Source organism: Streptomyces sp. NPDC040622 (genome assembly GCF_055593965.1).
On record NZ_JBVIXD010000005.1, the window covers coordinates 310,491 to 332,449 of the forward strand.

24 protein-coding genes are annotated in these 21,959 nt (G+C 71.7%); 18 read left to right on the forward strand and 6 right to left on the reverse strand.

The window, feature by feature from the left end:
- Positions 1-21 precede the first annotated feature (21 nt).
- On the reverse strand, positions 22-960 hold the full coding sequence (locus ACZ592_RS16150; RefSeq protein ID WP_471582174.1) for an AraC family transcriptional regulator: 939 nt from the start codon (positions 958-960) through the stop codon (positions 22-24).
- Positions 961-1,041: 81 nt separating this feature from the next.
- On the opposite strand from ACZ592_RS16150, the gene ACZ592_RS16155 reads away from it, so the two are divergent.
- Positions 1,042-1,899 (forward strand): NAD(P)H-binding protein, encoded by an 858-nt coding sequence (locus tag ACZ592_RS16155; RefSeq protein ID WP_471582175.1) that lies wholly within the window; start codon positions 1,042-1,044, stop codon positions 1,897-1,899.
- A gap of 52 nt (positions 1,900-1,951) precedes the next feature.
- Here the strand turns inward: ACZ592_RS16155 and ACZ592_RS16160 are convergent, their stop codons facing one another.
- Entirely contained in the window at positions 1,952-3,139 is a 1,188-nt protein-coding gene (locus tag ACZ592_RS16160) for a YihY/virulence factor BrkB family protein (RefSeq protein WP_471582176.1), read from the reverse strand.
- 17 nt (positions 3,140-3,156) lie between these two features.
- On the opposite strand from ACZ592_RS16160, the gene ACZ592_RS16165 reads away from it, so the two are divergent.
- The 17 genes from ACZ592_RS16165 (at position 3,157) to ACZ592_RS16245 (ending at position 18,730) form a co-directional block, all read left to right on the forward strand.
- Positions 3,157-4,791: an acyl-CoA dehydrogenase family protein gene (locus ACZ592_RS16165; protein WP_471582177.1), complete on the forward strand. Its 1,635-nt coding sequence runs from the start codon at positions 3,157-3,159 to the stop codon at positions 4,789-4,791.
- A gap of 308 nt (positions 4,792-5,099) precedes the next feature.
- Complete coding sequence (locus ACZ592_RS16170) at positions 5,100-6,398, forward strand: GAF domain-containing protein (protein WP_471582178.1); 1,299 nt, start codon at positions 5,100-5,102, stop codon at positions 6,396-6,398.
- 12 nt (positions 6,399-6,410) lie between these two features.
- The gene (locus ACZ592_RS16175; RefSeq protein WP_471582179.1) at positions 6,411-6,998 is read left to right on the forward strand and encodes a GNAT family N-acetyltransferase; all 588 of its coding nucleotides are present in this window, start codon (positions 6,411-6,413) and stop codon (positions 6,996-6,998) included.
- Positions 6,999-7,105: 107 nt separating this feature from the next.
- Positions 7,106-7,189, forward strand: a complete 84-nt coding sequence (locus ACZ592_RS16180; protein ID WP_317850486.1) for a putative leader peptide — start codon at positions 7,106-7,108, stop codon at positions 7,187-7,189.
- 147 nt (positions 7,190-7,336) lie between these two features.
- Positions 7,337-9,034, forward strand: coding sequence for a nitrite/sulfite reductase (locus ACZ592_RS16185; RefSeq protein WP_471582180.1), 1,698 nt, complete (start codon positions 7,337-7,339; stop codon positions 9,032-9,034).
- Entirely contained in the window at positions 9,031-9,210 is a 180-nt protein-coding gene (locus ACZ592_RS16190) for a hypothetical protein (RefSeq protein WP_361171931.1), read from the forward strand. Before ACZ592_RS16185 ends, ACZ592_RS16190 begins: the two co-directional genes overlap by 4 nt.
- Complete coding sequence (locus tag ACZ592_RS16195) at positions 9,207-9,920, forward strand: phosphoadenylyl-sulfate reductase (protein ID WP_471582181.1); 714 nt, start codon at positions 9,207-9,209, stop codon at positions 9,918-9,920. The genes ACZ592_RS16190 and ACZ592_RS16195 overlap by 4 nt, the downstream gene beginning before the upstream one ends.
- Complete coding sequence (gene cysC / locus ACZ592_RS16200; protein ID WP_471582182.1) at positions 9,920-10,519, forward strand: adenylyl-sulfate kinase; 600 nt, start codon at positions 9,920-9,922, stop codon at positions 10,517-10,519. The genes ACZ592_RS16195 and cysC overlap by 1 nt, the downstream gene beginning before the upstream one ends.
- Positions 10,516-11,451, forward strand: coding sequence for a sulfate adenylyltransferase subunit CysD (gene cysD, locus ACZ592_RS16205; RefSeq protein ID WP_471582183.1), 936 nt, complete (start codon positions 10,516-10,518; stop codon positions 11,449-11,451). Before cysC ends, cysD begins: the two co-directional genes overlap by 4 nt.
- Positions 11,452-11,453: 2 nt before the next feature.
- Complete coding sequence (locus ACZ592_RS16210; RefSeq protein ID WP_471582184.1) at positions 11,454-12,824, forward strand: sulfate adenylyltransferase subunit 1; 1,371 nt, start codon at positions 11,454-11,456, stop codon at positions 12,822-12,824.
- A gap of 237 nt (positions 12,825-13,061) precedes the next feature.
- The gene (locus tag ACZ592_RS16215) at positions 13,062-14,183 is read left to right on the forward strand and encodes an ABC transporter substrate-binding protein (protein WP_471582185.1); all 1,122 of its coding nucleotides are present in this window, start codon (positions 13,062-13,064) and stop codon (positions 14,181-14,183) included.
- Between the two features lie 36 nt (positions 14,184-14,219).
- Positions 14,220-15,026: an ABC transporter ATP-binding protein gene (locus ACZ592_RS16220; protein WP_471582186.1), complete on the forward strand. Its 807-nt coding sequence runs from the start codon at positions 14,220-14,222 to the stop codon at positions 15,024-15,026.
- Positions 15,013-15,951 (forward strand): ABC transporter permease, encoded by a 939-nt coding sequence (locus ACZ592_RS16225; protein ID WP_471582187.1) that lies wholly within the window; start codon positions 15,013-15,015, stop codon positions 15,949-15,951. Before ACZ592_RS16220 ends, ACZ592_RS16225 begins: the two co-directional genes overlap by 14 nt.
- An 8-nt stretch (positions 15,952-15,959) precedes the next feature.
- The gene (locus tag ACZ592_RS16230; RefSeq protein ID WP_471582188.1) at positions 15,960-16,718 is read left to right on the forward strand and encodes a sirohydrochlorin chelatase; all 759 of its coding nucleotides are present in this window, start codon (positions 15,960-15,962) and stop codon (positions 16,716-16,718) included.
- A complete protein-coding gene (locus tag ACZ592_RS16235; RefSeq protein WP_471582189.1) occupies positions 16,684-17,151 on the forward strand; it encodes a hypothetical protein in 468 nt (155 codons plus the stop codon). Before ACZ592_RS16230 ends, ACZ592_RS16235 begins: the two co-directional genes overlap by 35 nt.
- Positions 17,152-17,233: 82 nt before the next feature.
- The gene (locus ACZ592_RS16240) at positions 17,234-18,091 is read left to right on the forward strand and encodes an SCO6745 family protein (protein WP_471582190.1); all 858 of its coding nucleotides are present in this window, start codon (positions 17,234-17,236) and stop codon (positions 18,089-18,091) included.
- Between the two features lie 108 nt (positions 18,092-18,199).
- The gene (locus ACZ592_RS16245) at positions 18,200-18,730 is read left to right on the forward strand and encodes a GNAT family N-acetyltransferase (protein WP_471582191.1); all 531 of its coding nucleotides are present in this window, start codon (positions 18,200-18,202) and stop codon (positions 18,728-18,730) included.
- A gap of 40 nt (positions 18,731-18,770) precedes the next feature.
- On the opposite strand, the gene ACZ592_RS16250 is transcribed toward ACZ592_RS16245, so the two are convergent.
- The 4 genes from ACZ592_RS16250 to ACZ592_RS16265 form a co-directional block, all read right to left on the reverse strand.
- Positions 18,771-19,418 (reverse strand): mycothiol-dependent nitroreductase Rv2466c family protein, encoded by a 648-nt coding sequence (locus ACZ592_RS16250; protein WP_471582192.1) that lies wholly within the window; start codon positions 19,416-19,418, stop codon positions 18,771-18,773.
- Positions 19,419-19,543: 125 nt separating this feature from the next.
- The gene (locus ACZ592_RS16255) at positions 19,544-19,912 is read right to left on the reverse strand and encodes a nuclear transport factor 2 family protein (RefSeq protein WP_471582193.1); all 369 of its coding nucleotides are present in this window, start codon (positions 19,910-19,912) and stop codon (positions 19,544-19,546) included.
- Positions 19,905-20,456 (reverse strand): DUF1697 domain-containing protein, encoded by a 552-nt coding sequence (locus ACZ592_RS16260; RefSeq protein WP_471582194.1) that lies wholly within the window; start codon positions 20,454-20,456, stop codon positions 19,905-19,907. The genes ACZ592_RS16255 and ACZ592_RS16260 overlap by 8 nt, the downstream gene beginning before the upstream one ends.
- Before the next feature lie 73 nt (positions 20,457-20,529).
- Positions 20,530-21,738: a S8 family peptidase gene (locus ACZ592_RS16265; protein WP_471582195.1), complete on the reverse strand. Its 1,209-nt coding sequence runs from the start codon at positions 21,736-21,738 to the stop codon at positions 20,530-20,532.
- Positions 21,739-21,959: the final 221 nt, after the last annotated feature.

The window sequence follows — 21,959 nt, forward strand, 5'->3', positions numbered from 1 at the left end:
CAAGGCTACGCCGCACCGGTGTCAGGCCGCGCGACCGCGGTGCTCCTGCGGGCTGACGCCGTACACCCGCTTGAAGGCTCCGGACAGGGCGAACGCGCTCCCGTACCCCACCCGGCGGGCGATGGAGGCGATTGTCCGGTCGCTGTCGCGCAGCAGGTCGGCGGCGAGCGCGAGCCGCCAGTTCGTCAGGTACGTCATCGGGGGCTCCCCCACGAGCTCCGCGAACCGGCGGGCCAGCGCGGCCCGCGAGACGCCCGCCTTCGCCGCGAGGTCCGCGATGGTCCACGGGTGGGCCGGGTCGTCCTGGAGCAGGCGCAGGGCGTGGCCCACGACGGGGTCGCCGAGCGCGCGGTACCAGGCGGGCGCCGCCGCCTCGGGGCGGGAGAACCAGGCGCGCAGCGCGGCGATCAGGAGCAGGTCCAGGAGCCGGTCGAGGACGACCGCCTGGCCCGGCTCGTCCTTGCCGATCTCCTCGGCGACCAGGGGTGTGAGCGGGCACTCCCACACCGCTGCGGGGAGCACGAGCAGCGGCGGCAGCGCGTCGAGGAGCCGTCCGGTGAGCTCGCCCCGCATCTGGTAGGTGCCGATCAGCATCTCCACGGAGCTGTCGTGCGACTCGCCCCAGGCCCGCGGGCCGAGGTCCCGGTAGCGGGCGACGGGGGCACCGTCCAGCGGCACGCACTGCTCGCCGGGCCTGATCTCGGCGAAGGGCGCGGTGCCGGTCTCGTCGGAGCAGGTGTAGTGGCCGGGTCCGCGGGCTATGGCCAGGTCGCCGGGGCCGATGTGCTGGGCGGGTCCCCCGTCGGCGGGGACGATCCGGGCGGCGCCACGCACCATGATCATGACCGACAGGGGCGCTTCGTCCGCGATGCGGACGGACCAGGGCGGGTCGAAGAGCGCACGGATCATGAAGGCTCCCCGTGCGCGCGGTCCCTCCAGCAGGCCGGCGAGTACGTCCATGACGGCAGCGTAGACGCACGCGCATGTCCGTGAGCTTCTCGTCGATGGTTCGCCGCCCGGTCCGGCAGTTGACTGGTGCGCATGACGACGAACGAGAAGAACCGGGCACGTACTACGGGCATGACGCTGCTGGTGACGGGGGCGACCGGGCGGGTGGGGCGCCGGGTCGTGGAGTCCGCGCAGGCGGCCGGCCTCACGGTGCGGGCCGCGTCGCGAAGTGGCGCGGTGCGGTTCGACTGGGCGGACCCCTCGACGTGGGCGGACGCCCTGCGGGGCGCCGACGCGGCACACCTCGCGTACCTGCCGGACGTCGGCGCTCCCGGCGCCGCCGAGACGGTCGGCGCGTTCGCACGGCTCGCGGTCGAGCTCGGGGTGGGGCGGCTCACGCTGCTCTCCGCGCGGGGCGAGGAGCAGGCGCACGCCACGGAGCGGGCCGTGCGGGAGGCGGGTGCGCGGTGGACGGTGGTGCGGGCCGGCTGGTTCGCGCAGAACCTCAGCGAAGGGCCGCTCCTCGAGGGGATGCGGGCCGGGGAGCTGGTCTTCCCCGGCGGTGAGGTGCTCGAACCGTTCATCGACGCGCGGGACGTCGCGGACGTGGTGATCGCGGCGCTGACCGGCGGCGATCGCTTCGCGGGCCGGGTCCTCGACCTCACGGGCCCCCGGCTCCTCACCTTCCGGCAGGCGGTGGCGGAGGTCGCGGCGGCGGCCGGCCGTGAGATCGCCTACGTACCGGTGTCGGCCCGCGACTACGGCGCGGCGCTCGCGGAGTTCGGGCTGCCCGCACCGGAAGTGGAGTTCCTGGTCGAGCTGTTCGAGACGAACCTCGACGGGCGCAACGCGCGGCTCTCCCCGGGCGTGCGCGAGGTGCTCGGCCGGGAGCCCAGGGACTTCGCGGACTTCGCCGGGGAGCAGGCCGGGGCGGGCACCTGGGAGGCGTGAGCCAGGCGGTCGAACGGGCGGGGCCCGGGGCCGGCGCCCCGGGCCCCGGTCCTCAGTCGCCTGCGGGGCCGCCGCCCCCGCTCCCCGTGCCGCTCCGCTTCGCGTGCTTCGCCTGTTTCGTGGGCTTCGCGGGCGTACGCAGCCGCGACGTCACGTCGTCCGGCGGCAGGAAGCGGGACCAGCGTTCGGGGAACTCGGACGGCATCTCCGGGTCGTCGGGGTCGTCGGGGTCCGCCATCGCCTCGCGCGCGGCGGCCGCGCGCGCCACCACCTCCGCGGCCTGGGCCTCCCTTATGCGGTCGTTGTTCGCGCGGGCGGCCGCCGTGGCCACGGAGGGCCAGACCCGGTCGATCGCGGCGTTGACCGCGGCGCCGACCAGGACCGCGAACGCCGAGACGCCGATCCACAGCAGCACGGCGACGGGCGCCGCGAGGGAGCCGTAGATCGTGGGCCCCTCGACGGTGCTGGTGAGGTAGATGCGGAGCAGGAAGCTGCCGAGCACCCACATGGCGAGCGCGATCAGCGCCCCCGGCATGTCCTCGACCCACGGCGAACGCACCGGCACCGACACGTGGTACAGCGTCGTCAGGAAGACCACGGAGAGGATCATCACGACCGGCCAGTAGAGGATCTGGACGACCGTCGTGGAGCCCGGCAGGAGGTTCACCACCGCGTCGGGACCCGCCACCATCAGCGGCAGCGCCACCGAGCCGATGAGCAGCGCGACGATGAACAGGCCGAACGACAGGATCCGGGTCTTGACGATGCCGCGCACGCCGTCCAGGCCGTACATCACGGTGATGGTGTCGATGAAGACGTTCACCGCGCGCGAGCCGGACCACAGGGCGAAGAGGAAGCCGATGGAGATGACGTCGGGCCGGCTGACCCGCAGCACGTCGTCGAGTATCGGTTCCGCGATCTGGTGGACGCCCTTGTCGGACAGGACCGTGCGGGACGCCTCCAGGATGTTGTTCTGCACGCTGGCGATGGTGTCCGCGCCGGTCCACCGGTCCACGTAGGCGAGCAGCCCGATCAGGCTCAGGAGCAGCGGAGGGACGGAGAGCAGCGTGAAGAACGCCGCCTCGGCCGCGAGCCCCAGGATGCGGTACTCGACGCACGAGTTGACGGTGTCCTTGAGCAGCAGCCAGGCGGTCCTGCGCTTCGAGACGTTCCGGTAGAGAGCGCGGGCCCGTTTCCAACGGCCCGACGGCCGCCCGGGTGTTTCTTTTGCCTGGTGCACCTCCTTACCGTAGCGGCATGGCAGCCAGCACCCACACAGTGACCAACCAGGCTCCGCCCCTGGTGGGATATGACGTATTCACGTCCGACCGGGCTCTCGCCGAGGGGGTCGAGCGGCATCTGGATCCGGAGCTCCTCCCGGCCGCCCGGGACGAACTCTCCTTGCTCGGCCGCACCGCGGGTTCCGCCCAGGCGCAGCGGTGGGGGACGCAGGCCAATGAGAATCCTCCCGTTCTGCACACGCATGACCGTTACGGCAACCGGATCGACGAGGTCGAGTTCCATCCGGCGTGGCACCGGCTGCTCGGCAAGGCCGTCTCCGCGGGCCTGACCACGGCCTGGTCGCGGCCAGGCGGGCACGTGCGGCGCGCCGCGGGATTCCTGGTGTGGACGCAGGCCGAGGGGGGCCACGGCTGTCCGATCTCGATGACGCACGCCGCGGTGCCCGCGCTGCGCGGCGATCCCGCGCTCGCCGCCGAATGGGAGCCGAGGCTGACCTCGACGGTCTACGACGAGGGGCTGCGGCCCGCGGCGCAGAAGGCGGGCGTCCTCTTCGGGATGGGCATGACGGAGAAGCAGGGCGGCAGCGACGTGCGGGCCAACACGACGCGCGCGCAGGCCCTCGCGGAGGACGGGACGTACGCGCTGACGGGCCACAAGTGGTTCTGCTCCGCGCCCATGTCGGACGGCTTCCTGGTGCTGGCGCAGGCCGAGCAGGGGCTGACCTGCTTCCTCGTGCCGCGCGTCCTGGCCGACGGCACGCGCAACGCCTTCGCCATCCAGCGGCTCAAGGACAAGCTGGGCAACAAGTCCAACGCGTCGAGCGAGGTGGAGTTCGACGGGACGTGGGCGCGCCGGGTCGGGGACGAGGGGCGTGGGGTGCGCACCATCATCGAGATGGTGGCGGCGACCCGGCTCGACTGCGTGATCGGTTCGGCGGCGCTGATGCGGCAGGCCGTGGCGCAGGCGGTGCACCACGCCACGTACCGGGAGGCGTTCGGCGGCAGGCTCGTCGACAAGCCGCTCATGCGCAACGTACTGGCCGATCTGGCGCTGGAGTCGGAGGCGGCCACGACGCTGGCGCTGCGGCTCGCGGCGGCCTACGACGACGGCGGCGAGCAGGAGCAGGCGTTCCTGCGGCTCGCGGTGCCGGCCGCCAAGTACTGGGTGACCAAGCGGTGCACGCCGATGGTCGGCGAGGCCCTGGAGTGCCTGGGCGGCAACGGCTACGTGGAGGAATCGGGCATGCCGCGGCTGCTGCGCGAGGCGCCGCTCAACTCGATCTGGGAGGGCTCGGGGAACGTCCAGGCGCTGGACGTGCTGCGGGCACTGCAGCGCGAGCCGCAGGCCCTGGACGCGTTCCTGCGGGAGGTGGGCCGCACGCGGGGCGCCGACCACCGCCTGGACGGCGCCATCAAGGACCTGCTGACCGAACTGGCCGACCTGGAGGGCATCGAGGGGCGGGCGCGGCGGCTCGTGGAGCGGCTCGCTCTGGTGCTCCAGGGTTCGCTGCTCGTGCGGTACGCGCCCCCGGAAGTGGCCGACGCGTTCTGCGCCTCACGGCTCGGCGGCGACTGGGGCGCGGCGTTCGGCACGCTGCCGCACAGTCTCGATCTGGCGTCGGTGGTGGAGCGGGCCGCTCCGGTGTCCTAGGGAGGCGGCCCCGGGAACGTGACGCGGGGGACGGCCTGTGGCGCCGCCCCCTGATGACACGGAGGTGGTGCTGCGCCGACACGGCACCACCCCCGCACCTCAGGCCCCATGAGGAGCTTGAACACCGCACAGGCGGCGTTGCGTCCAGATTCGGGCACCGCACAGTCGTTCGCCAGAGTTGCAGGAGGTTGCAACTCGCCGCGCCGACCTCACGATCAGTCGTCGATGCGGCGCCCGGGGGCGCGTTCAGGAGGCACGATGAAGACCTGTCTCCACACACTGGTCTGGCCGGAAAGGACCCAGTGGTCATGAACGCCCCACCCTCGATCGACCTCGCGCACCTGTCCGCCATGGACCACGCGCACGCCGCGCGCCTCCTGAAGGGAGTGCGCGACGCCACGCTCTCCGGGCGGCGGCCGCGGGTCCTGCCGCGCCCGGTGATCGGCGACTCGTGGGGGCGGATGATGCTCGGCGGCGTCGACCCGGACCACGGCTTCCGCTCCCGGCCGCTCGACGACGAGGAACTGGAGGAGCGCCGCCGCGCCTCGCCGCTCGTGGACGTCCTGCCCGTCCTGCGGGGCGGCCTGCTCTCCGTGGCGGACGCCGCGCAGCACATCATGGTCGTCTGCGACGTGGAGGGCCGGGTGCTGTGGCGCGAGGGCAGTACCGCCGTGCTGCGCCAGGCCGACTCGCTCGGCTTTGAACCGGGCGCGGACTGGAGCGAGAGCACCGTCGGCACGAACGGCGTGGGCACGCCGCTGGTGGTGCGCCGACCCGTGCAGGTCTTCTCCGCGGAGCACTTCGTACGGACCCACCACCCGTGGACGTGCACGGGCGCCCCGGTGACCGACCCGCGCGACGGCAGGCTGCTGGGCGTCGTCGACGTCAGCGGCCCGCTGCGGACCGTCCACCCCGCGACGCTCGCCCTGGTCGACTCGGTGGCCAAGCTCGCCGAGGCCCGGCTGCGGGACCGGCACGTGACGGCCCTCGACCGGCTGCGCGCGGTGGCGGCCCCGGTGCTCGCCCGGCTGGACGGGCGCGCGGTGGCGGTGGACGTGCACGGCTGGACCGCCGCGGTGACGGGCATGCCGCCGGCGGACCGCGTCGCCCTGCCCAAGTCCTTCGGGGCGGGCCGCCACTGGCTCCCCTCGATGGGCTCCTGCCTGGTGGAGCCGCTGCCCGGCGGCTGGCTGCTGCGCGTGGAGAGCCCCGGTGACACGCCCCGCGCGGTCGCCGCGACCCGGCTCGTCCTGGACGTCAGCAGCCCGCGCCGGTGGACGCTCTCCGTCCTCGGCGGCGCCCACGACTGGACGCACGAGCTGACGCCGCGCCACGCCGAACTGCTCTATCTCCTCTGTACGTCCCGCACCGGACGCACCGCCTCGGATCTCGCCGAGGACATGTTCGGCGATCCGGCGCGCACCGTGACGGTCCGCGCGGAGCTCTCGCGCGTACGCCGCTACCTGGGCGGCCTGCTCGCCCACCGCCCCTACCGCTTCCACGAGGACGTCGACATCGACGTGATCGTGCCGGACCGCCCGGCGGACCTCCTGCCCCACTCACTGGCTCCCGCGGTACGCGGGGCGCGCAGGGTGGCGGAGCCGTGATTCTCTGACCCCATGAGTCTCACTGTCACCACGTGGTCCCTGGAGCAGACGTCACCGACGGATCTGCTGCCGGCCGCGGCTCCGGAGGGCGACGTACAGATCGTGCGCGCCGAAGTACCCTCGCCCGAATTCAGCCGGTTCCTGTACGCGTCCGTCGGCGGGGACATCCGCTGGACCGACCGGCTGTCGCTGACCTACGCCGAGTGGCACAAGCTGCTCGACCGTCCCGGCGTGGAGACGTGGGTCGCCTACGACAGCGGGACGCCCGCCGGTTACGTGGAGCTCGCCGCGCGCGGCGAGCAGGGGGACGCGGCCGAGGGGGTCGTGGAGATCGTCTACTTCGGGCTGCTGCCCGCCTTCCGGGGACGCCGCATCGGCGGCCACCTCCTCTCCCACGGCGTCGCGCGCGCCTGGGACCTGGCCGAACGGTGGCCCGGGATCGCGCCGACCGAGCGGGTCTGGCTGCACACCTGCTCCAAGGACGGCGAGCACGCCATGGACAACTACCAGCGGCGCGGCTTCCGGCTCTTCGACACCAAGGTCGAGCAGGAGGCGGACGTGCCCAGCCCGGGACCGTGGCCGGGGGCCGCCCGCGACTGACCCCGGCCGCTGTGACCGACGACACCCTTGTCCACGATGCGGGACAAGGGTGTCCGCATGATGGACAATGCTGGACTGGGCCGAAAGTCCCGTGACACGCTTCCGGCATGGATCGCACTGGAAACGCCTTGGTGAGTCGACGTCACGTCGACCTCGGCCGCATGTCCAGCGCCATGTGTCCGGCTTGCTGATCGACTCAGCACAGCCGCACCCCATCCACTGATTCCCCTCCCTGCGCAGCGCCGCGCGCGCATTTCCGCATGTGTAAAACGCCCGCGGCGATGCGCCATACCCGCAGGTCAGAGCCGCTTTTCCGCTGCCCCGAAGGACGTACCACCATGGCCGCCACGCCAGAAAAGCCCGCCCCAGCCACGCCCCGCCGCAAGGCGAGCCGTCACCGCGGCGAGGGCCAGTGGGCCGTCGGTCACTTCACGCCGCTCAACGGGAACGAGCAGTTCAAGAAGGACGACGACGGTCTCAACGTGCGGACACGTATTGAGACGATCTATTCGAAGCGTGGATTCGACTCCATCGATCCGAACGACCTCCGCGGGCGGATGCGCTGGTGGGGCCTCTACACCCAGCGCAAGCCCGGGATCGACGGCGGCAAGACCGCGATCCTGGAGCCCGAGGAGCTGGACGACGAGTACTTCATGCTCCGGGTGCGCATCGACGGCGGCCGGCTGACCACCGAGCAGCTGCGCGTCATCGGCGAGGTCTCGCAGGAGTTCGCACGCGGCACCGCCGACCTCACCGACCGGCAGAACATCCAGTACCACTGGATCCGCATCGAGGACGTCCCGGAGATCTGGCGGCGCCTGGAGGGCGTGGGCCTCTCCACCACCGAGGCGTGCGGCGACACGCCCCGCGTCATCCTCGGCTCCCCGGTCGCGGGCGTCGCCGAGAACGAGATCATCGACGGCTCACCCGCCATCGACGAGATCCAGCGCCGCTTCATCGGCAACCCCGACTTCTCGAACCTGCCGCGCAAGTTCAAGACCGCCATCTCCGGTTCACCGCAGCTCGACGTGGCACACGAGATCAACGACGTCGCCTTCGTCGGCGTCGACCACCCCGAGCACGGCCCCGGCTTCGACCTCTGGGTCGGCGGCGGCCTGTCCACCAACCCCAAGCTGGGCGTGCGCCTGGGCGCCTGGGTGCCGCTCGACGAGGTGCCCGACGTGTACGGCGGCGTCATCGGCATCTTCCGCGACTACGGCTACCGCCGCCTGCGCACCCGCGCGCGGCTGAAGTTCCTCGTCGCCGACTGGGGCCCGGAGAAGTTCCGGCAGATCCTGGAGGACGAGTACCTGCGGCGCAAGCTGGTCGACGGCCCCGCGCCCGAGCAGCCCGCCGGCACCTGGCGCGACCACCTCGGCGTCCACCGGCAGAAGGACGGCCGCTTCTATGTCGGCTTCGCCGCCCGCGTCGGCCGCGTGGACGGCGCCACCCTGACGAAGATCGCCGAGGTCGCCGACGCGCACGGCTCGGGCCGACTGCGCACCACCGCCGAGCAGAAGATGATCGTGCTCGACGTCGAGCAGGACCAGGTCGACTCGCTCGTCTCCGCCCTGGAGGCCCTGGACCTGCGGGTGAACGCCTCGCCGTTCCGGCGCGGCACGATGGCCTGCACCGGCATCGAGTTCTGCAAGCTCGCCATCGTCGAGACCAAGGCGCGCGGCGCCTCGCTGATCGACGAACTGGAGCGCCGCATCCCGGAGTTCGACCAGCCGATCACCATCAACATCAACGGCTGCCCGAACGCCTGCGCCCGCATCCAGGTCGCCGACATCGGCCTCAAGGGCCAGCTGATGCTCGACGGCGACGGCAACCAGGTGGAGGGCTACCAGGTGCACCTGGGCGGCGCGCTCGGCCTGGAGGCCGGCTTCGGCCGCAAGGTCCGCGGCCTGAAGGTCACCGCCACCGAGCTGCCCGACTACGTGGAGCGGGTCCTCAAGCGCTTCCAGGAGGAGCGCGCGGACGACGAGCGCTTCGCGACCTGGGCCGCGCGCGCCTCCGAGGAGGCCCTCAAGTGAGCGAGCGAGCGGCCCCCTTCTACTGCCCCTACTGCGGCGACGAGGACCTGCGTCCGAACGAGACCGGTCACGGCGCCTGGGAATGCGCGGCGTGCAACCGCGCCTTTCAGCTGAAGTTCCTCGGGCTGCTCGCCCGGGGTGTTCAGCAGACCAGCGGTAAAGGGAACGAGATATGACGACGGCTCAGGAACAACAGCGGTTGACCGACGACCAGTCGAAGGCCCTCGCCGAGGAGGCCGGGCGCGAGCTCGAGGACGCCACCGCCCTGGAGATCCTCCAGTGGGCGGCCGACACCTTCGGCCCGCGGTTCTGCGTGACCTCCTCGATGGAGGACGCGGTCGTCGCCCACCTCGCCTCGCGGGCCAGGCCGGGCGTCGACGTCGTCTTCCTCGACACCGGCTACCACTTCCCTGAGACCATCGGCACCCGCGACGCCGTCGAGGCCGTGATGGACGTGAACGTCATCACCTTGACGCCCCGTCAGACGGTCGCGGAGCAGGACGCCGAGCACGGCCCGCGGCTGCACGACCGCAACCCCGACCTGTGCTGCGCGCTGCGCAAGGTGGCGCCCCTGGAGGACGGCCTCGCCGGGTACGCCGCCTGGGCGACCGGACTGCGCCGCGACGAGTCGCCGACCCGGGCGAACACCCCGGTCGTCGGCTGGGACGAGAAGCGCCGGAAGATCAAGGTCTCGCCGATCGCCCGCTGGACGCAGGACGACGTCGACGCGTACGTCACCGAGCACGGCGTGCTGACCAACCCGCTCCTGATGGACGGCTACGGCTCGGTGGGCTGCGCCCCCTGCACCCGCCGCCTCCTGGCGGGCGAGGACGCGCGCGCCGGCCGCTGGTCGGGGAACGCCAAGACCGAGTGCGGGATCCACTGATGACCGCGCCGCAGACCCGGCGGCAGCCGCCGCCCCAGCGCCAACAGATGCGGGAGAACCACGTGACGACCGGAGCCACCGTCTGGCTCACCGGCCTGCCCAGCGCCGGCAAGACCACCATCGCGTACGAACTGGCGGACCGCCTGCGCGAACAGGGCCGCCGCGTCGAGGTGCTCGACGGCGACGAGATCCGCGAGTTCCTCTCGGCGGGCCTCGGCTTCAGCCGCGAGGACCGGCACACCAACGTGCAGCGCATCGGCTTCGTCGCCGAACTCCTCGCCCGCAACGGTGTGCTGGCGCTCGTCCCGGTGATCGCACCGTTCGCGGACAGCCGCGAGGCGGTCCGCAAGCGCCACCAGGCGGGCGGCACCGGATACGTCGAGGTGCACGTCGCGGCCCCGGTCGAGGTGTGCTCCGTACGCGATGTGAAGGGCCTGTACGCCAAGCAGGCGGCGGGCGAGATATCCGGGCTCACCGGGGTCGACGACCCGTACGAGGAGCCCGAGTCGCCCGATCTGCGCATCGAGTCGCAGGACCAGACCGTGCAGGAGTCCGCTGCCGCGCTGTACGCGCTGCTCACCGAGAGGGGTCTCGCATGACGACCGTCGCCGGCGTCTCCGAGGAGACGGACAGCCCGTACGCGCTCAGCCACCTGGACGCCCTGGAGTCCGAGGCGGTGCACATCTTCCGCGAGGTGGCGGGCGAGTTCGAGAAGCCGGTGATCCTCTTCTCCGGCGGCAAGGACTCCATCGTCATGCTGCACCTGGCGCTGAAGGCGTTCGCCCCCGCGGCGGTCCCCTTCTCGCTGCTGCACGTGGACACCGGGCACAACTTCCCCGAGGTCCTCGCCTACCGCGACCGCGTGGTCGCCGAACACGGGCTTCGCCTGCACGTCGCCTCGGTGCAGGACTACATCGACGCGGGGAAGCTGCGGGAGCGGCCGGACGGCACGCGCAATCCGCTGCAGACCGTGCCGCTGACCGAGAAGATCCAGAGCGAGCGGTTCGACGCGGTCTTCGGCGGCGGCCGCCGGGACGAGGAGAAGGCGCGCGCCAAGGAGCGGGTGTTCTCGCTGCGGGACGAGTTCTCGCAGTGGGACCCGCGCCGTCAGCGCCCCGAGCTGTGGCAGCTCTACAACGGCCGGCATGCCCCCGGCGAGCACGTCCGGGTCTTCCCGCTGTCCAACTGGACCGAGCTGGACGTGTGGCAGTACATCGCCCGCGAGGGCATCGAGCTTCCCGGGATCTACTTCGCGCACGAGCGGGACGTGTTCCAGCGCTCGGGCATGTGGCTGACCGCGGGCGAGTGGGGCGGCCCCAAGAAGGGCGAGACGGTCGAGAAGCGGCTGATCCGCTACCGCACGGTGGGCGACATGTCCTGCACCGGAGCCGTCGACTCGGACGCGACGACGCTTGACGCCGTCATCACCGAGATCGCCGCGTCCCGGCTCACCGAGCGCGGCGCCACCCGGGCCGACGACAAGATGTCCGAGGCCGCGATGGAAGACCGCAAGCGCGAGGGGTACTTCTAACCATGAGCAACAGCACCACCGAGCCCGTGCAGCCGCTCTCCACCGAGCAGCTCTCGGCCACCACCCTGCTCCGGTTCGCCACCGCGGGCTCCGTCGACGACGGCAAGTCCACGCTGGTGGGCCGGCTCCTGCACGACTCCAAGTCGGTCCTCACCGACCAGCTGGAGGCCGTGGAGCGGGTCTCCCAGGACCGCGGCCAGGAGGCCCCCGACCTCGCGCTGCTCACCGACGGCCTGCGGGCCGAGCGCGAGCAGGGCATCACCATCGACGTGGCCTACCGCTACTTCGCCACGACCCGGCGCCGGTTCATCCTCGCCGACACCCCCGGCCACGTGCAGTACACCCGCAACATGGTCACCGGCGCCTCCACCGCCGACCTCGCGGTGGTCCTGGTCGACGCCCGCAACGGCGTCATCGAGCAGACCCGCCGGCACGCCGCGGTCGCCGCGCTCCTGCGCGTCCCGCACGTCGTCCTCGCCGTGAACAAGATGGACCTCGTCTCCTACGAGGAGGCCGTCTTCGCCCGCATCGCCGAGGAGTTCACCGCGTACGCGGGCGACCTGGGCGTCCCGGAGATCACCGCGATCCCGATCTCCGCGCTCGCCGGCGACAACGTGGTCGAGGCGTCCTCCAACATGGACTGGTACGGCGGCCCCACCGTCCTGGAGCACCTGGAGACCGTCCCGGTCAGCCACGACCTCGCCTCCTGCCACGCGCGGCTGCCCGTGCAGTACGTCATCCGCCCGCAGACCGCCGAGCACCCCGACTACCGCGGCTACGCGGGCCAGATCGCGGCCGGCACCTTCCGCGTCGGCGAGTCCGTGACGGTGCTGCCCTCGGGGCGGACCTCGAAGGTCGCCGGGATCGATCTGCTGGGCACCGCGGTCGACGTGGCGTGGACACCGCAGTCCGTCACGCTGCTCCTCGAGGACGACATCGACATCTCGCGCGGCGACCTGATCGTGCCGAGCAGCGACGTCCCGCGGGCCACACAGGACATCGAGGCGACGGTCTGCCACGTCGCGGACACCGCGCTCGCCGTCGGCCAGCGGGTGCTGCTCAAGCACACCACCCGTACGGTCAAGGCGATCGTGAAGGAGATCCCCTCACGGCTCACCCTCGACGACCTCTCCCAGCACCCCGAGCCCGGCCGGCTCGTCGCCAACGACATCGGCCGGGTCAAGGTCCGCACCGCGGAGCCCCTCGCGCTCGACTCGTACGCCGACTCGCGCCGCACCGGCTCCTTCCTGCTGATCGACCCGGCCGACGGCACCACGCTCGCGGCGGGCATGGCCGGCGACGCGTTCGCCGCGCCCACCGACGCCCCGGCCGAGGCCGCGGCTCCCGCGGACGACGAGGGCTGGGACTTCTGACATGACCTACGTCGACGTGTTCGCGACGTTCGCGAAGGAGGGCGGCCGCATCGGCAGCGGCGCCCTCGGCAGCGGGCAGGGCGGGGTGGCGCGATGTGCGCGATGACGTACGCGCACCGCATGCGCGCCCACACCGGCCCCCGCCCGGGGGCCGGCCCCGTACGAAGACGAAGACCTGCCGACTTCCCGGCCACGACCTGAGGGCGTGAGTCCGGGCCAACGAGGGGACCACCTCCCGTGCCTGCCAGCATCCACCGCACCTTCCGCCCTGCGCACCGGCCACTGGCCGCGCTCGCCCTGCTGCCCCTGTTGGCCGGCGGGCTCGCCGCCTGCGGCTACGGCTCGGAGTCCAAGGACGACACGGCCAAGGTCGCCGCCAAGGGAAAGCCCGTCGACGGCCTCTCCGAGGTCAAGCTCGGCTACTTCCCCAACCTGACGCACGGAACCGCGCTGGTCGGCCTGGAGGAAGGGCTGCTCCAGAAGGAGCTGGGGGGCACGAAGATCAAGCCCCAGGACTTCAACGCGGGGCCCGCCGAGATCGAGGCGCTCAACTCCGGTGCCATCGACATCGGCTGGATCGGCCCCTCCCCCTCGATCAACGGCTACGCCAAGTCCAAGGGCAAGAGCCTGCGCATCATCTCGGGCTCGGCCTCCGGCGGTGTCTCCCTGGTCGTGAACCCGAAGAAGATCAAGTCGGTCGACGACCTCAAGGGCAAGACGATCGCCACGCCTCAGCTCGGCAACACCCAGGACGTGGCCCTGCTGAACTACCTGGCCGAGAAGGGCCTCAAGGTCGACGCCAACTCGGGCAAGGGCGACGTGTCGGTGGCCCGCACGGACAACAAGGTGACGCCGATCGCCTTCAAGAACGGTGACATCGACGGCGCCTGGGTCCCCGAGCCCACAGCGTCCAAGCTCGTCGCCGACGGCGGCAAGGTCCTGATCGACGAGAAGGACCTGTGGCCGGACAAGAAGTTCGTGATCACGAACATCATCGTGAAGCAGAGCTTCCTGAAGGAGCACCCGAAGGTCGTCGAGGCCGTGCTGCGCGGCTCGGTGAAGACCAATCAGTGGATCCACGACAACCCGGACAAGGCCAAGGCCGCCGCCAACTCCCAGCTGGAGAAGCTCACCGGCAAGCCGCTGCCCGACGAGATCATCGACCCGGCGTGGAAGTCCATCGACTTCACCGACGACCCGTTGGCCGCCACCCTCGACTCCGAGGCGGACCACGCGGTCAAGGCGGGCCTGCTCGACAAGCCGAACCTCAAGGGGATCTACGACCTGCGGCCGCTGAACAAGGTCCTGGAGGCCGCCTCGAAGCCCGGCTTCGGTGACGCCGGGCTCGGCGCCAAGTAACCCTCGCGTCCCATCAGTTCCCAGGAGGTGACGACCATGACCACCACACTCACCAAGAGCACCGGGTCCACTGACGGAGTCGGCGTCGGGTCGGCCGAGTACGCCGCCCGCATCGCGCACGTGTCGAAGTCCTTCGGCGGCCCCGCCGACCGGCAGCTCGTGCTCGACGACATCACGCTCGATGTCGCGCCGGGAGAGTTCGTCACCCTCCTGGGAGCCTCGGGCTGCGGAAAGTCCACCCTGCTCAGCCTGGTGGCGGGGCTCGACGCCCCGTCCGCGGGCGACATCACCGTGCCGGGCGGCCGGCCCGCGCTCATGTTCCAGGAGCACGCGCTCTTTCCCTGGCTGACCGCGGGCAAGAACATCGAACTGGCCCTCAAAATGCGCGGCCTGCCCAAGACCGAGCGGCGCGAGGAGGCCGAGCGGCTCCTCGAACTCGTCCGGCTCACGGGCGCGCACGGCAAGCGGGTGCACGAGCTGTCGGGCGGCATGCGCCAGCGCGTGGCCATGGCGAGGGCGCTCGCGCAGGACAGCCAACTGCTGCTGATGGACGAGCCGTTCGCCGCGCTCGACGCCATCACGCGGGACGTGCTGCACGACGAGCTGACGCGCATCTGGCGGGAGACCGACGTCTCGGTCCTCTTCGTCACCCACAACGTCCGCGAGGCCGTCCGCCTCGCCCAGCGGGTGGTCCTCCTCTCGTCCCGCCCCGGGCGCATCGCCCGCGAGTGGGAGGTCGACATCCCGCAGCCGCGCCGGATCGAGGATCCCGCGGTCGCCGACCTCTCCGTCGACATCACCGAACAGCTGCGGGGGGAGATCCGCCGACATGGCCAACACTGAAGCCACCGATACCGCCGGGACCACTGGGACAGCCGGCACCGTCGGCAGCACCAAGGAGCCGGACGCGTCCGACCAGCTGGCGGGCCTGGAGGCCGGGCTCGACGCCCTGGACACGCGGACCTCGCAGCGCACCCCGCTGGGCAGGACCCTGCTCTCCAAGGCCGTGCCGCCGATCGTGGCGATCGCCATCGTCCTCGTGGTGTGGCAGCTCGCCTACCACTTCAAGGTCAAAGAGCACTATCTGCTGCCGAGCCCCGTGGACGTGGCGCGGGTCGTGCGGGACAAGTGGCTGGAGGGCACCCTCCTCGAGTTCGTGTGGACCAGCCTCTCGCGGGGCGCGCTCGGCTTCCTCGTCTCGGTGGCCATCGGCACCCCGCTCGGCCTGATCATCGCGCGGGTCAGGGTGGTGCGCGCCGCCATCGGTCCGATCATGTCGGGCCTGCAGTCGCTGCCGTCCGTGGCCTGGGTCCCCGCGGCCATCATCTGGTTCGGTCTCTCCGACGCCACCATCTACGCGGTGGTCCTGCTCGGCGCCGTGCCGTCCATCGCCAACGGTCTGGTGGCCGGGGTCGACCAGATCCCGCCGATGTACCTGCGGGCGGGCCGGGTGATCGGGGCGCAGGGCCTGAACGCCGTGCGCCACATCCTCCTGCCGGCCGCGCTGCCCGGCTACATCGCGGGCCTCAAGCAGGGCTGGGCCTTCTCCTGGCGTTCCCTGATGGCCGCCGAACTGATCGTGAAGTCCGGCGACCTGGGCGTCGGACTCGGCCAACTCCTCGAACAGGGGCGTGAGCTGCAGGACATGGCCTGGGTCCTGGCCGCGATCCTCCTCATCCTGATCGTCGGAATCGCCGTGGAACTGCTGGTCTTCAGCCCGCTGGAGCGCTGGGTCCTGCGCAACCGCGGCCTCCTCGTCAAGAACTGAGTCCGTCCATGCCAAACTCCACCCTCCTCGTCATCGCCCACGGCAGCCGTGATCCGCGGCATGCCACGACGGTCCGTGCCCTGGTGCGGCGGGTGCGGTCGCTCCGCCCCGGGCAGCGGGTGGAGACGGCCTTCCTGGACTTCGACGAGGCGTCCGTGCCCCGGGTGCTCGACGAGCTGGCGGCGCAGGGCGTACGCGACGTCGTCGCCCTGCCGCTCCTCCTCACCCGGGCCTTCCACGCCAAGACCGACATCCCCGGCGTGCTGCGCGAGGCGGCCGCCCGGCTGCCCGGCCTGCGGATCCGGCAGGCCGACGTGCTCGGCCCCTCGCCGCTGCTCCTCGACGCACTGGAGCGGCGGCTGTACGAGGCGGGCCTCACGCCCGCCGACAAGTCCTCGACCGGAGTCGTGCTGGCTTCGGCGGGGTCCTCCGACCCGGAGGCGATCGCAGTGATCGCTGACATCGCGCGGGAGTGGCGGCGTACCGGTTGGTGCGCCGTGCGGCCTGCGTTCGCCTCCGCATCTCTTCCCCGGACCGGGGACGCGGTACGGGAGCTGCGCGCCGCCGGGGTACGGCGCGTCGCCGTCGCGCCGTACGTCATCGCACCCGGATTTCTGCCGGACCGCATTTCGAACGACGCCCGGTCGGCGCATGCCGACTTCTGCGCGGCTCCTTTGAGCGACTGTCCCGAAATTGCCCGACTGATGCTTTGTCGGCACGACTCGGCATTGTGTGCGGTCACGCCCGTGCACGCATACGCGGCCTAGCTCAGAATTACCGGGCAAGAATCCGGGTGAGTACAAGCTGACCGACGGCGCCCTGCTGCGGGGCATCCCGGGATTCAGCAGCGACTGCTCGACGCAGGGCGACCGCGTCATCGTGGGCGCCTACTCCCTCGGGGACGAAGGGACCACGCAGCGCGTCCGTCTCCTGGGCGCCGCGACGTCCGACGACGCGTCACCGGTCAGGTCCGGCCGGGGCGAGGCGCAGCTCGGGGTCTTCAAGAGCTGCGGGATCCATCTCTCCTCGGGGCGGGTCCACACCTTCAGCGGGAACGGCCGGAGCGTCCCCACCGAGGTGCGGGCGGTCGACGCCCTGACGCTGCCCGACGGCACCCTGTACGCGGCCGGGCCCACGGGCAAGGCCGACGTCTACCGCGTCCGGGCCGGGGCCGACTCCTGCCGTCTGGAACGGAGTTGAGGCACCGCGGGGAACATGCGCCTGGCACCTGCCCCGTCGCTCCCCTGGCGGGGACTCCCGCGCTGGCCTAGCTTGTTGGTTCATGACCCCGAGCCGATCCCGCACGCTGTGGCTGCGCACCGAACCCCTGCACGCGGTGGTCTATTTCGAGGAGCACTGCCGCGGCCTCGGCCGGGCCGTGGGCCTCAAGGGGTTCTGGATGGGGTACTTCGCGGCCCGCACCGCGCCGATGGGCCGGGTGGGGCCCGGGGTCGCCACCGCGGCACTCGGTGTCTTCGCGCCGGGCATGGTGGCCCGCGCCCTGCCGTCGGCCTGGGAGTACGCCTCGCCGGACCGTGTCATCGAGGAGCGCGCCCGCCTCACGGCCGCCGCGCTCCGCCGGCTGCTGCCGTCGGCGGAGGCGCTGGCGGCCACCGTCAACGACCCCCTGATGGTGATGGTGGAGGACGCACCCCCGCTCGCCCGCCCCCTGTTCGCCGCCAACCGCGATCTGGCCCACCGCACCGACCCGGTGGAGCGTCTGTGGCAACTGACCACATGTGTACGGGAGTTCCGGGGTGACGCGCATGTGTCGGTGCTCGCCGACCACGGTCTGGACGCCCGCGAGAGTCTCGTCCTCGCGGCCGCGACCGACCGGGTGGACGCCGCTGGCATCCGGCAGGACCGCGGGTGGAGCGAGGACGAGTGGGCGACGGCCGTCGACCGGATGCGCGGGCGCGGGATGCTCGACGCGGCGGGCCGGATCAGCGAACGCGGCCTCACCGAACGCGAGGTGATCGAGGACGAGACGGACCGCCTCTCGGGCCGCCTGCTGCGCCCGCTCGGCAAGTCCGAGGTGGACACGCTCCTCCTCGCCCTGGGGCCCGCCGCCCGCCGCATCCTGGACTCGGACGTCCTGCCCTTCCCCAATCCCATCGGGCTGCCGCGGGCGGTCGGCTGAGCCCGGCCGACTCGCCGGGCCCGCGTCCCGCACCGGCCCGGCCCCGGCGCGCGGACCCGTGCGCGAATCCACTTGCACCCCGCGCCCCGCGCCCTTAGCGTCACGCGGATGACGCCCGAACTAAGGTCCGAACGCCTCTCCCTCTCGCCCTATGTCGCCGGCGACGAGGCGGATTTCGTCGCGCTCTTCCAGGACGAGGCGGTGGGCCGCTGGTTCGGGGACGGCATGCAGAGCGCGGCGGACGACCGTGCGCTGTTCGGCCGGATCTTCAGCCTCGTCTACGCGGAGGAGCGCTTCCCCGTCTGGGCGGTCCGGCACGAGGGGCGTTACGTCGGCCATGCCGAGATCAAGCCGTCGCCGGAGACCTGGCTGGACGGCACCGAGGTCGTCTACGGTCTGACCAGGGAGAGCTGGGGCCTCGGTCTCGGCACGGAACTGGCACGGCTCCTCACCGCGTACGGGCACGAGACCCTCGGCCTGGACGAGGTGCACGCGACCGTCGACTCGCAGAACGCCCCCTCCCTCTCCGTCCTCAAGCGCCTCGGCTACACACAGACCCGCGAGGTCCCCGAGGAGGACGGCCGGATCACCCTGCTGCTCACCTCGCGGCTCCCCGAGACGCCCGCCACCGCGACCTGAGCCCGCGGCCCGGCCGGGCCCTTCGGAGGAACCGGCCCCTTCAGGAGAAGTCGAGGCCTCCGGTGCGGGTCCGCTTCAGCTCGAAGAGGTCCGGGTGCCCGGCGAGGACACGGAAGCTGTCGAAGAGCCGGGCCGCCTCCTCGCCGCGCGGGATCGCGCGCAGCACGGGACCGAACCAGACGGCGCCGTCGACGTGGATCGTCGGCGTCCCCACGTAGCCGTCGGCCTCCGGGTCCTTGCCCGCGTCGTGGCTGCGGCGCAGCGGCTCGTCGTAGGAGGCGTCGTGCGCGGCGCCCGCGAGGTCGCCCGGCAGTCCGAGTTCGGCCAGGGCCTCGGCGGCGACCTGGTCGAAGTCCTCGTTCTTGTCCTGGTGGACGCGGGTACCGAAGGCGGTGTAAAGGTCGCGGAGGACCGCCTCGCCGTGCCGCTCGGCGGCGGCCGCGGCGATCCGCGTGAGGGTGAGCGAGCGGTCGACCAGGTCTCGGTACCACGCGGGCAGTTCGTTGCCCTCGTTGTGGAAGTACAGGCTCATCACGTGGAAGCGCACGTCGAGGTGGCGGTGGCGTTCCACCTCCAGGATCCAGCGCGAGGTGATCCAGGCGAACGGGCAGGCCGGGTCGAAGTAGAAGTCGACCCGGGCCGGGGCGCCGTCGGAGGCGGCGTCAGGGGTGGTGTCCGTGTGCGTCATGCCCTGACCCTAGCCAGCGAATGGCTCCTGCTCGTGGGCCATTCGCAGCACGTGGGCGCGGGCCACTTCCCATGACTCCCGCCGACGGTCCCGCACCGACGGCACCCCGGCCTTCCCTGCCCGGCTCATTCCTCGCTGAACGGCGTGGCCTGATGGAACCAGAGCCGCCAGCCGTCCTCCGTGCGCCGCCACAGGGAGCTGCGGTGGGCCCGGTTGCCGTTGCTCTCCGTGTCGAAGGTCAGGTGCACCAGATCCTCCGCGAGCCGGGTGCCCCGCATCCGGGAGGTGGTGACGGGGCGGGTGCCGGGGGCCGGCCTCGCGGTGAGGACCCGCACGATCGACGCGCGGTCCCAGCGGGTGCCGGAGGCGCCGAATTCGGTGAACTCGGGGTGCAGCAGCGTCCCGAACAGCTCGGGCGAGGCCCGCACCTCGGGGTCCAGGAGACGCAGTTCGGCCTCGATGGCCTCTTCGACGGCTGGTGAACGGTCAGGCACGAGTCATCTCCACGAGCCGGGTGACGGTGTTCCAGTTGCGGCTCGTGGCGACGATGCCCTTGGTCAGGCCGGGCCGCGACAGCTGTTCGGCGAGCTTGGAGCGGCCGAGTCCGTCGGGGGCGTAGAGGTAGAGGGCGCGGTCGCCGAGCCTGAACTCCTCCGGGAGAAAAGACGGTTGGTCGACGGGGGCGAAGCGGGCCGCGTCGACGGGCGCGGAGAAGTAGGTGACGTGCAGCTGCTTCGCCTCCAGGTCGGCCGCGGGGAAGGGGCAGGCCTCCGCCACCGCCCGCAGATAGTCGCCGTCGCGCACCAGCACGTCGACGGTGAAGCCGAAGTGCGCCTCGATCGCCTCGGCCACCTCGGCGGCCAGCGACTCCTCGTCCCCGTGGTCCGCGGTGAAGACCGCGTTGCCGCTCTGCAGGTACGTCCGGACGCCGCCGTGGCCGAGTCCTTCCAGGAGTGCCCGCAGCTCGGCCATCGGCACCTTCTTGTGACCGCCCACGTTGATGCCGCGGAGCAGCACCGCGTATGTCTTGATCGCCATGCGCACACCATAAAGCGGCCGCCGTGCCCCGTGGGGGTGGGCGCGGCGGCCGCGGCTCAGTGGCCGGTGAGGGTTACTCGACGACCTTCAGGAGCTTGTTGGGCGTGCCCTCGCTCGGGTTGGAGATCTTGTCCGGGGTGGCACCGTCGGTCAGCGCCTTGGCGACGTCCGCGGGCTTGGCGTCCGGGTGGCCCGCGACGTAGACGGCGGCGGCGCCCACGACGTGCGGGGTCGCCATCGACGTGCCGGAGATGGTGTTGGTGGCGTCGTCGCCGGTGTTCCAGTCGGAGGTGATGTCCGAGCCGGGGGCGTAGATGTCCACGACCGAGCCGTAGTTGGAGAAGTCGGACTGCTCGTCGTCCTTGGTGGAGGAGGCGACAGTGATGGCGTCCTTGACGCGGGCCGGCGAGCCCTGCGAGGCGTCGGTCGACTCGTTGCCCGCGGCGACGGCGAAGGTGACGCCCGCGTCGATCGACTTCTGGACGGCCGCGTCGAGGGCTTCGTCGGCGCCGCCGCCGAGGCTCATGTTGGCGACGGAGGGGCCCTCGTGGTTCTTGGTGACCCAGTCGATGCCCGCGACGACCTGCTCGGTGGTGCCGGAGCCCTGGTCGTCCAGGACGCGGACCGCGACGATCTTCGCCTTCTTGGCGACGCCGTGCGCCTCGCCCGCGATGGTGCCGGCGACGTGCGTGCCGTGGCCGTTGCCGTCGTCCGCGTCGTCGTCGTTGTCGACGGCGTCGAAGCCGGAGGCGGCGCGGCCGCCGAAGTCCTTGTGGCTGACGCGGACACCGGTGTCGATGACGTACGCGGTGGCGCCCTCACCGGCGGCGTCGGGATAGGTGTACTTCTTGTCGCCCGCGGTGTCCGCCTGGTCGATGCGGTCCAGGCCCCACGACGGCGGGTCGTCCTGGGTGGCGTCGATGCTGAACTTCTTCGACTGGACGACCTTGCCGACGGCGGGGTCGGCGGCCAGGCGCTTGGCCTCGGTCTCGCTCAGGCCCTTGGCGGAGAAGCCGTTGATCGCGGAGGAGTAGTTGCGCCTCAGCTCGCCGCCGTACTCCTTGGCGAGGTCCGACTTGGCGCCCTTGTCCGTCTTCTCGTCGAGCATCACGATGTAGCTGCCGGCCACGGCGCCCTTGGCGTCCGCGCCGTACACCTTGCCCTCGGCGGGGGTGGCCGCACCGGCGAAGGAGGTCGCGAAGACGGTGACACCGATCGCGGTGGCGGTGGTGGCTATCGCGGCGGTGAGCTTCATCGTGCGGGCACGCTTGTGAGTTGCCATGAAGAGGGATCTCCTCAGTGCTGTGTGGGGGGATGTGGGGGGATTGTTCAGCTGTTCTGCCAAGGGCCCGTCGTCACGACAAGTTCGTCGCGACACCCCTTGCGGCCCGGAAGATCTCCGGGTGTTGGGACGAAACCCTGTCGGATTGACGCGCGCAGATCAATACCTACATACAGCTGTGACTTGTTCAACAAGGTTCTGTAATAACAAAACGGATCTGT

Bases quoted from the DNA above. Each gene is read 5' to 3' on its own strand.
- ACZ592_RS16195 (WP_471582181.1), top strand. From the start codon at position 9,207: ATGACGACGGCTCAGGAACAACAGCGGTTGACCGACGACCAGTCGAAG.
- cysD (WP_471582183.1), top strand. From the start codon at position 10,516: ATGACGACCGTCGCCGGCGTCTCCGAGGAGACGGACAGCCCGTACGCG.
- ACZ592_RS16155 (WP_471582175.1), top strand. From the start codon at position 1,042: ATGACGACGAACGAGAAGAACCGGGCACGTACTACGGGCATGACGCTG.
- cysC (WP_471582182.1), top strand. From the start codon at position 9,920: ATGACCGCGCCGCAGACCCGGCGGCAGCCGCCGCCCCAGCGCCAACAG.
- ACZ592_RS16150 (WP_471582174.1), bottom strand. From the start codon at position 960: ATGGACGTACTCGCCGGCCTGCTGGAGGGACCGCGCGCACGGGGAGCC.
- ACZ592_RS16250 (WP_471582192.1), bottom strand. From the start codon at position 19,418: ATGACGCACACGGACACCACCCCTGACGCCGCCTCCGACGGCGCCCCG.
- ACZ592_RS16180 (WP_317850486.1), top strand. From the start codon at position 7,106: ATGGATCGCACTGGAAACGCCTTGGTGAGTCGACGTCACGTCGACCTC.
- ACZ592_RS16245 (WP_471582191.1), top strand. From the start codon at position 18,200: ATGACGCCCGAACTAAGGTCCGAACGCCTCTCCCTCTCGCCCTATGTC.
- ACZ592_RS16165 (WP_471582177.1), top strand. From the start codon at position 3,157: ATGGCAGCCAGCACCCACACAGTGACCAACCAGGCTCCGCCCCTGGTG.
- ACZ592_RS16175 (WP_471582179.1), top strand. From the start codon at position 6,411: ATGAGTCTCACTGTCACCACGTGGTCCCTGGAGCAGACGTCACCGACG.
- ACZ592_RS16225 (WP_471582187.1), top strand. From the start codon at position 15,013: ATGGCCAACACTGAAGCCACCGATACCGCCGGGACCACTGGGACAGCC.
- ACZ592_RS16185 (WP_471582180.1), top strand. From the start codon at position 7,337: ATGGCCGCCACGCCAGAAAAGCCCGCCCCAGCCACGCCCCGCCGCAAG.
- ACZ592_RS16210 (WP_471582184.1), top strand. From the start codon at position 11,454: ATGAGCAACAGCACCACCGAGCCCGTGCAGCCGCTCTCCACCGAGCAG.
- ACZ592_RS16230 (WP_471582188.1), top strand. From the start codon at position 15,960: ATGCCAAACTCCACCCTCCTCGTCATCGCCCACGGCAGCCGTGATCCG.
- ACZ592_RS16260 (WP_471582194.1), bottom strand. From the start codon at position 20,456: ATGGCGATCAAGACATACGCGGTGCTGCTCCGCGGCATCAACGTGGGC.
- ACZ592_RS16170 (WP_471582178.1), top strand. From the start codon at position 5,100: ATGAACGCCCCACCCTCGATCGACCTCGCGCACCTGTCCGCCATGGAC.
- ACZ592_RS16240 (WP_471582190.1), top strand. From the start codon at position 17,234: ATGACCCCGAGCCGATCCCGCACGCTGTGGCTGCGCACCGAACCCCTG.
- ACZ592_RS16220 (WP_471582186.1), top strand. From the start codon at position 14,220: ATGACCACCACACTCACCAAGAGCACCGGGTCCACTGACGGAGTCGGC.
- ACZ592_RS16265 (WP_471582195.1), bottom strand. From the start codon at position 21,738: ATGGCAACTCACAAGCGTGCCCGCACGATGAAGCTCACCGCCGCGATA.